Source organism: Actinosynnema sp. (genome assembly GCF_052038725.1).
Genome location: NZ_JBQGCX010001252.1, coordinates 1 through 7,422 on the forward strand (window position 1 = coordinate 1; position 7,422 = coordinate 7,422).

Sequence of the window (7,422 nt, forward strand, 5' to 3'; positions counted from 1 at the left end):
CCGGACAGCACGACGCCCCGGCCCGCCGAGCGGCGCGCCGGGGCGTCGTCGACCGGGCGCTCAGCCCCGGTGCCCGGCCATCAGCTCGTCGAACGTCGGGAACGACTTCGCGATCTCGCTCCCGGTGAAGTTCCCGACCCACCCGTCGTCGTCGTGGAAGAACCGGATCGACACGTAGTCCGGCCTGGTGCCCATGTCGAACCAGTGGGTGGTGTTCGCGGGCACGCTCAGCAGGTCGCCCGCCTCGCACAGCACGGCGTGCACCCGCCCGGCCACGTGCAGGTAGAACACCCCGGCGCCGCGCGCGAAGAACCGGTCCTCGTCGTCGTCGTGGGTGTGCTCGGCCAGGAACCTCGCCCGCGCGCCCGCCGCGGCGGCCAGCCACCCTGGGTCGTCGGACGGGGTCTGGTGCATGGCGTCGACCAGCACGTACCCCTCGGTCTCCACGACCCGCGCCACCTGCTCGCGGTACGCGTCGAGCGCGGTGTCCACGGTCACGTCCGGCAGCACGGGCCAGCGCTCGTACCGCACGCCGAGCCGCTCCAGCTCGGCCCGCACCTCGTCCGGGTCCGAGGTGCGCAGCAGCACCTCGTCGGGGTTGTCGTCGGCCCACACGGTCAGCAGGGTCATCGGGAGTCCCTCCTCGTCTCGACCTTGAAGCGCAGCAGCCACTCCAGGCACTCCAGCCGGTGCCTGGCCTGGCGCAGGTCCGCCCCCCAGGCGTACACCCCGTGCCTGGCCACGAGCAGCGCGGGCACGTCCGGCCGGAACCCGGCCTCGAACGCGTCGCCGAGCACGCCCATGTCCTGGCTGTTGGGCACCACGGGGATCGTGACCACGTCGTGGTCGGCGCGCCCGAAGCCCTTGAGCATCTCCAGGTCGCGCAGCTCGACGCCGTCCGGCCAGAACTCGGCGGCCAGCACCGGCGCGAGGGCGTGCACGTGGACGACCGCGCCCGCGCCCGCCACGGCGGCGATCCGCCCGTGCAGGCCCGCCTCGGCGGAGGGGACCTTCACCGGGTCGCCGTCACCACCGGCGGTGCGCCCGCGCTCGTCGACGACCACCACGTCGTCGTCGGTCAGCTCGCCCTTGTCCTTGCCGCTGGTGGTGACCGCGAGCCGCAGCGGGTCGCGGCCGAGGACGACCGACAGGTTGCCGGACGTTCCGCGCATCCAGCCCATGCCCGCGTAGCGCGCGCACTCGGCGGCCAGCGCGGCGCCCGCCGCCCGCAGCTCCACGTCCGCCGCGCCCGCCGTCACAGCTCGCCCACCACCGGGTGCGGGCTGAAGTCGGCGTCGGCGTTGGGCTCGCCCGCGCGCGCCACGCCCACGGTCTTCCAGCCCGCCTCGGCGGCGGCGTGCAGCTCGGCGGGCACGTCGGAGTAGAACGTGATCCCGGCCGGGTCGGCCGCGCCCAGCGCCGAGGCGATCGCCAGGTAGGAGGCGGCCTCGCGCTTGGGGCCCGCGTTGACGGTGTCGAAGTGGTGCTCGAACAGCGGCCGGAGGTCGCCCTCGGAGGTGTGGCCGAAGAACGCGACCTGGCCGGGCACCGAGCCGGAGGAGAACACCGCGAGCCGCAGCCCGTCCGCGTGCCACTCGCGCAGCGCGGGCACCACGTCCGGGAACAGCTCGGCGACCAGGTCGCCGCTCTCGTAGCCGCGCTGCCAGATCAGGCCCTGCAGGGTCTTGAGCGGCGTGACCTTCTGGTCGGCGTCCATCCAGCCGTGCAGCACCCGCACCAGGTCGTCGGTGCCGCCGGTCGCGCCGGACAGCTCGCGGATCTGCGCCACGGCGTCGGCGACGGCCGGGTCGTCGCCGTGCTCGTCGATCCACGGGCCCAGGCGCGGGCGCGCGTAGTCGTAGAGCACGACCAGGACCTGGTCGGTGGAGCTGAGCGTGCCCTCGATGTCGAGCACGACCCATTCAGTCATTCGCTGTCCCCTGCTGGTAGTTGTCCCTGCTGGTCATCGTGCCGGTAGTAGTCGGCGAGCCGGTCGGGGGCGAGCGCGCCCCGGTCGGTGACCACGGTGGTGACGAACCTCGGCGGCGTCACGTCGAACGCCGGGTAGAGGCCGCGCACCCGGTCGCTGGCGGTGCGCCTGCCCAGGGTGCTCAGCACCTCCTCGCCCGGCCGGTGCTCGATCGGCACGTCGGCGGCGGTGGGCGCGAGCCGGTCGGGGGCCTGCACCATCGCCAGGAACGGCACGTCGAACGCCGAGGCGGCCACCGCGAGGCCGAGCGTGCCGACCTTGTTGACCACGTGCCCGTCCATGGTGACCCGGTCGGCGGCGGTGAGCAGCGCGGACACCTCGCCGGTGGCGAGCACGGCCGCGCCCATGCCGTCGGTGATCAGCGTGGTGTCCACGCCCATCTCGGCGAGCGTCTCGGCGGTCAGCCGCGCGCCCTGCAGGTAGGGGCGGGTCTCGGTGCAGAAGAACCTCAGGCGCTTGCCGCTCGCCTGGGCGGCGGCGACGGTCTCGGTCAGGTACAGGTCGGCCCAGCAGTGCGTGAGCACCGCGCCGTCGTCGGGCAGCAGCGCGGCGGTGTGCTCGCCCAGCGCGCGGCTGCGGTCCCGGTAGCGGCGGTCGCCCGCGATCGCGCCCGCGAGCGCGCCCGCCTCGACGTCCTCGTGCGCGTCGACCCCGGCGAGGACGGCCGCGACCGCCTTGCGCAGGGCGTTGTTGGTGCGCCGGGTGGCGATGAAGTCCTCGCCGACCTGGGCGAGCCGCGCGCGGGCCTCGGCGCGGGGCAGCCCGCGCGCCTCCCGCGCCGCCAGGACCATCCCCCACAGCACGGCGAAGTACGGCCCGGACGACTGGGTGACCATGTCCTCGATGGCGCGGGCCACCTCGGCGGCCGTGCCGCACCGCACCCAGGTGCGCTCGAACGGGAAGCTGCGCCGGTCCAGCACGTGCACGCCGTCGTCGGCGAGCAGCACGCTGTGGGCGAGCGCGGGCCCGTCGCCCGCCTGCGGGGCCGCCACCTAGCTGGACCCGGTGAACGGCGCGTGCTGGCCGGTGAGGAAGTGCGCGCCGACCTCGCGGGCCTTGTAGGCCACCGGGTCGTGCAGCGTGATGGTGCGGGCGTTGCGCCAGAACCGGTCGAACGCGTGCGTGCTCGCGGTGGCGCGGGCCCCGCACAGCTCGAACACCTTCGCGGTGGTGTGGTTGACGACCCTGGTGCTGACGACCTTGGCCGAGGAGATCGCGGCGGCGGTCTCGGCGCGCTGCCCGGCGGTGAGCGCGGTCCCGGCCTCGGAGGCGTCGCGCAGCAGCGCGGAGGCGCGGTCGGCGAGCAGCCCGGCGGCCTGGACGTCGGCGACCAGCTCGCCGTAGGTCTGGAGGACGTACGGGTCCTCGGTGGCCGAGTCGACGCCGCTGAGGAACCAGGGGCGGGTGGTCTCGCGGGTGTACCGGGCGGCTTCGGCGAGCGCGCCCTCGGCGATGGCCACGTGCAGCTGGGAGAGCGCCTCCTGGAACCCGATGGCGGCCAGCGACAGCCGGGGGCTCGTGCCGTCCGCCGGGCCGAGGACCTGCGCCTCGGGCACCAGGACGTCGGTGAGCTGGACGCCGCCGCTGGCGGTGAGCCGCTGGCCCATGTTGTCCCACTCGCCCGCGCGGCTGACGCCCTCGGCCCTGGCGTCGAGGGTGAAGGTGAGCTTCCCGCCGGTGTCGACGCGCGTCGCGCTGACCACGAGCCGGTCGGCGACGGCGGCGCCGGTGGCGAAGGTCTTGCGGCCGTCGACGCGGTAGCCGCCGTCGACGGGGGTGAGCTGGAGGGCGGCGTCGAGCGGGTTGCTGATGCCCGCCCAGAACAGGTTCTGCCCGTGCAGCTCGGCGGAGCGCGCGGCGGCGTCGTCCCGGTCGAGGAACAGCCCGCCCCGCCACACCTGGAGGTAGTGGTAGCCGAGCAGGTGCCCGACGTTGGCGTCGGCGGCGCCCACGACCCGCACGACCGCGCGCTGGGCGTCCCAGTCGGCGACGGTCAGCAGCCCGGAGTCCTTCAGCGTGGCGACCTCGGCGACGGGGTCCTCCCCGCGCCGGTCGCGCTCAGCGGCGTCGCCCCGCAGCTTCTCGGCCACGTCGGCGGCCACGCCCAGCCAGTCCCGCATCCACGCCCTCCTCGGTTCCCGGCAGGCGAGCCTAGTGCGCCGGGGCGGGGCTCCCCGTGAGCATTCCGTCACGTGGGACCAGGTGGCCGCGCCGGGCCTGCCGCGCGGACGGGCGCGGGCGCGCGTCGGTGACCTGCGGGTTCGTCGCGCCGCCCGCGCATCGTCCGCGCTGATCACGGGTACTCCCCCGACCAGGTGGCCGGTCGTGCACCCGAACGCGTGGCAGCGGGCCCGGTCCGGCGGGGAGCGGTGCGCTGGCGGCGTGGTCGCGGTCACGGTCGTCTACGGTGTCCGGGCCCGAACCCGAAGTGGAGGACGCGAATGGACTTGCCACGCAGATCGCGCTCGGGGGTCGCGACGGCCCCGAGGCCGGTCGCGGACGAGCCCCACCCGGCGCGTCCGCCCAGGACAGCGACCCCGCACCTGCTGGAGGCCGAGAACCTCGTCGGCCACCTGTCGTTGCCGACCTGCCCGCTGGCGAACAACGTCTACAAGGACCCCAGCCAGCGCAACGTGGTGCGCTGGGGCGACCCGGCGGACGCGTCGACGTGGGTGAACCGCAGCCAGTGCGCGTCGTTCCAGACCGCGGTGCTGCGCCGCTCGCACCGCTGGGCGACGCAGCGCTTCTTCACCGCGCACTTCGGCGTGGCCAGCCCGTTCGCCCGCGACTACCGCGAGGTGTTCGCGCGCGGCGGCGTCCCGCACTTCGAGCGGGTGCGGCGGGTGGCGGACCTGCGGCCCGGCGACCTGGTCGCGATCGACTACCGCAACGACCAGGACACCAACACCGGGCACATCGTGATGGTGCGCGAGGTCAGGGGCGCGTACGAGGCGCCGAGCCCGAGGCTGAACTTCCCCGGTGAGACGCAGTACGCGGTGGAGATCGTGGACTGCACGTCGGAGCCCCACGGCCAGTACGGCGTGGGGCACTACGCGGCGTTCCCGGACAGCCGGATCTTCAACGCGGAGAACCAGACCGAGGGCGCCGGGTTCGGGCACATGATGTTCTACGCGTCGGACCGGACGGGCGAGTTCACCCGGTACCGGTGGAGCGTGAACGCCGCGTCGTCAGGCGTGTACCCGGTGGCCGAGCGGCCGGTGGCGGCGGCGCGGGTGGTGTGACCCGCCGGGTCGCGTGCTCCCCGCCGCGCCCCGCCCCGGTCCGCGCCCGGCGCAGCGCCGCTGCCGCGTCCCGCCGATCCGCCCCGGTCCGCGCCTGCCGCCCGGACCGGGGCGGGGCCGCTTCCCGTCGGGCTCGCGCCCCGGCTTCCTCCCCGCTCGGGCCTTCTCCGCTCGGGCCTTCTCCCAGTAGCCGCGCTCACCGCGCGCGCCGCCCCGCTCGGCCATGCCCCACCGCTCGCGCTCGACGCTCCTGCGCCCGGCCGCCCCGCCCCGCCGCTCGGCCGCGATCCGCTTGCGCAGCCTCGTGGCCCGGCTCCACAGGTCGGGCAGCGTCTCGGCGAACGCGGCGGTCACCAGCGCGGCCAGGAACCCGTTGGGCTGCTCGCCGACGACCACCAGCGCCACCACGACGAGCTGCGCGACCATGCAGACCACCAGTGGGATCGTGGAACGCATCGGAACCCCTCCTCGACTCGGTCGACCTTCCGCTTCCCAGGGTCGTCCCCCGCCATGTGCGGCGACAGGAGTTGCCGTTCTCCGCCACAGTGGGCAACAGGAAACGGCGCACCGGCCCGGCGGCCCGGCGAGGAGGCAGGTCCCCATGACGCAGCACGAGGCGTTCGGCATCGAGTTGCGCAGGCGCCGGAACGCGGCCGGGTTGTCCCTGCAGGACCTGGCGAAGGAGCTGAACTACAGCAAGGGCCACCTGAGCAAGATCGAGACCGGGGCGAAGGCGCCGACCCCGCAGCTCGCCAGGCAGGCCGACGCGGTGCTGTCCGCCGGTGGCGAGCTGAGCAGGCTCGCCCCGGCCGCGCCGGTCGGCCACCCGCGCCAGGCCGTGCCCGCCCCGCGCCACGAGGCCCCGCCGCTGCCGAGGGCGAGGCGCAGCGAGCTGGAGGCGGCGACCGAGGACCCGGCGGTGGCGCGGGGGCTGCGGCTCCAGTTCGACACCATCCGCGACCTGGGCAAGCGCATGTCGCCCCGGCTGGTGCAGCCGATGCTGCACGGGTCGCTGGTGTCGCTGCGGGACATGCTCGCCGCGGCCGGGGAGGCGGGCGCGAAGCGGCAGGTGGCGCTGATGACGGCGCGGTTCGTCGAGTACGCGGGCTGGATGGCGCAGGAGGCCGGTCGGCGGGAGGAGGCGGTGGCGCTGACCCTGGAGTCGGCGGCGCTGGCCGAGCTGGCGGGTGATCCGGGGCTGGCGGCGTACGCGCTGGTCCGGCGGGCCGAGCTGGCCATGTACGCGGGCGCGGCGCAGCAGACCATCGCGCTGGCCGAGCGGGCGCTGGCCGACCCGCACGCGACGGCGCGGGTGCGCGGGCTGGCCGAGCACCGGCTGGCGCAGGGGTACGCGCAGCTGGGCGAGGAGGCGCGGTGCCGGGCGGCGCTGGAGCGCGCGGCGGCGCTGCTGGCCGAGGCGGAGGCCCCGGAGCCCGCGCTCCCCGAGGAGACCCTGGCGCGGGCCACCGTGCTCGTCCCTCCGGCGGCAGGGCGGGCGGACGAGGCCGCGAGCGGCCTGGTGGTCGCCACGGCGACGGGTCGGGGGGCCGCACCGGTGGTCGGCTCGTCCACGGTCGCCGCCCTGGACGCGGTCGTGACCGGCTGGTGCCTCTACGACCTGGGCCGTCCGGCCGAGGCGGCCCGCCTGCTGGAGCGCGGGCTGGCGGGCACCTCGCCCGAGGCCCGCCGCGCCCGCGCCCTGTACGGGGTCCGCCTGGCGCTGGCCCACGAGGCGGCGGGCGAGCTGGACCGGATGCACGAGGTGGCGCTGGAGTCCCTGGACACGGCGCGGGCCCTTGGCTCGGAGACCGTCCGCAGCCAGCTGCGCAACCTGGCGTGGATGGTCCAGCGCAGGCACTCCCACCGGCCCTCGCGCGACCTGCACGTGGAGATCACCGCCGCCCTGCAGGACGGCGTCGTCGACTGACCCCCGCGCTCCGCGCAGCTCACGGCGGGTTTCCCGTTGCCCTCCCCGCAGGGGACAGGAAACCCCTGGTCAGGGCCCCGTCGGGTGCCGGATTCTGGGTTCACCACCGGTGGACGACCAGGAATCACGGAACGACCCGCGAGGAGCCCGACATGGAACCGCACCTGATCATCGTCCTGCTGTCCACCCTGCTGCCCCTCTGATCCGTTGACCCCTTCGAGGCGGTTCCGGCCCCGCGGTCGCGCGCCGCGACCGCGGGGCCG

The 7,422-nt window shown here is 75.5% G+C and carries 8 protein-coding genes; 2 read left to right on the plus strand and 6 right to left on the minus strand.

Annotation, left to right across the window (positions count from 1 at the left end):
• Positions 1 to 60: 60 nt before the first annotated feature.
• From ACTUAL_RS26395 to ACTUAL_RS26415, 5 genes are all read right to left on the minus strand, one after another.
• Positions 61 to 630, minus strand: coding sequence for a 1,2-dihydroxy-3-keto-5-methylthiopentene dioxygenase (locus tag ACTUAL_RS26395; protein WP_440902137.1), 570 nt, complete (start codon positions 628 to 630; stop codon positions 61 to 63).
• On the minus strand, positions 627 to 1,181 hold the full coding sequence (gene mtnB / locus ACTUAL_RS26400) for a methylthioribulose 1-phosphate dehydratase (RefSeq protein ID WP_232520128.1): 555 nt from the start codon (positions 1,179 to 1,181) through the stop codon (positions 627 to 629). The genes ACTUAL_RS26395 and mtnB overlap by 4 nt, the downstream gene beginning before the upstream one ends.
• 74 nt (positions 1,182 to 1,255) lie before the next feature.
• Positions 1,256 to 1,930: an acireductone synthase gene (mtnC, locus tag ACTUAL_RS26405; protein WP_440902138.1), complete on the minus strand. Its 675-nt coding sequence runs from the start codon at positions 1,928 to 1,930 to the stop codon at positions 1,256 to 1,258.
• Positions 1,927 to 2,982: a s-methyl-5-thioribose-1-phosphate isomerase gene (locus tag ACTUAL_RS26410; protein WP_096491704.1), complete on the minus strand. Its 1,056-nt coding sequence runs from the start codon at positions 2,980 to 2,982 to the stop codon at positions 1,927 to 1,929. Before ACTUAL_RS26410 ends, mtnC begins: the two co-directional genes overlap by 4 nt.
• Complete coding sequence (locus ACTUAL_RS26415) at positions 2,983 to 4,110, minus strand: acyl-CoA dehydrogenase family protein (protein WP_440902139.1); 1,128 nt, start codon at positions 4,108 to 4,110, stop codon at positions 2,983 to 2,985. It abuts the gene before it with no gap.
• A gap of 321 nt (positions 4,111 to 4,431) precedes the next feature.
• On the opposite strand from ACTUAL_RS26415, the gene ACTUAL_RS26420 reads away from it, so the two are divergent.
• Positions 4,432 to 5,232 carry a hypothetical protein gene (locus tag ACTUAL_RS26420; protein WP_096491702.1) on the plus strand — a complete coding sequence of 267 codons (801 nt, stop codon included), beginning with the start codon at positions 4,432 to 4,434 and terminating at the stop codon, positions 5,230 to 5,232.
• On the opposite strand, the gene ACTUAL_RS26425 is transcribed toward ACTUAL_RS26420, so the two are convergent.
• Entirely contained in the window at positions 5,179 to 5,688 is a 510-nt protein-coding gene (locus tag ACTUAL_RS26425; RefSeq protein ID WP_440902140.1) for a hypothetical protein, read from the minus strand. The genes ACTUAL_RS26420 and ACTUAL_RS26425 overlap by 54 nt on opposite strands.
• A gap of 145 nt (positions 5,689 to 5,833) precedes the next feature.
• Here ACTUAL_RS26425 and ACTUAL_RS26430 point away from each other — a divergent pair, with 145 nt between their 5' ends.
• Positions 5,834 to 7,159 (plus strand): helix-turn-helix domain-containing protein, encoded by a 1,326-nt coding sequence (locus tag ACTUAL_RS26430; RefSeq protein ID WP_440902141.1) that lies wholly within the window; start codon positions 5,834 to 5,836, stop codon positions 7,157 to 7,159.
• Positions 7,160 to 7,422: the final 263 nt, after the last annotated feature.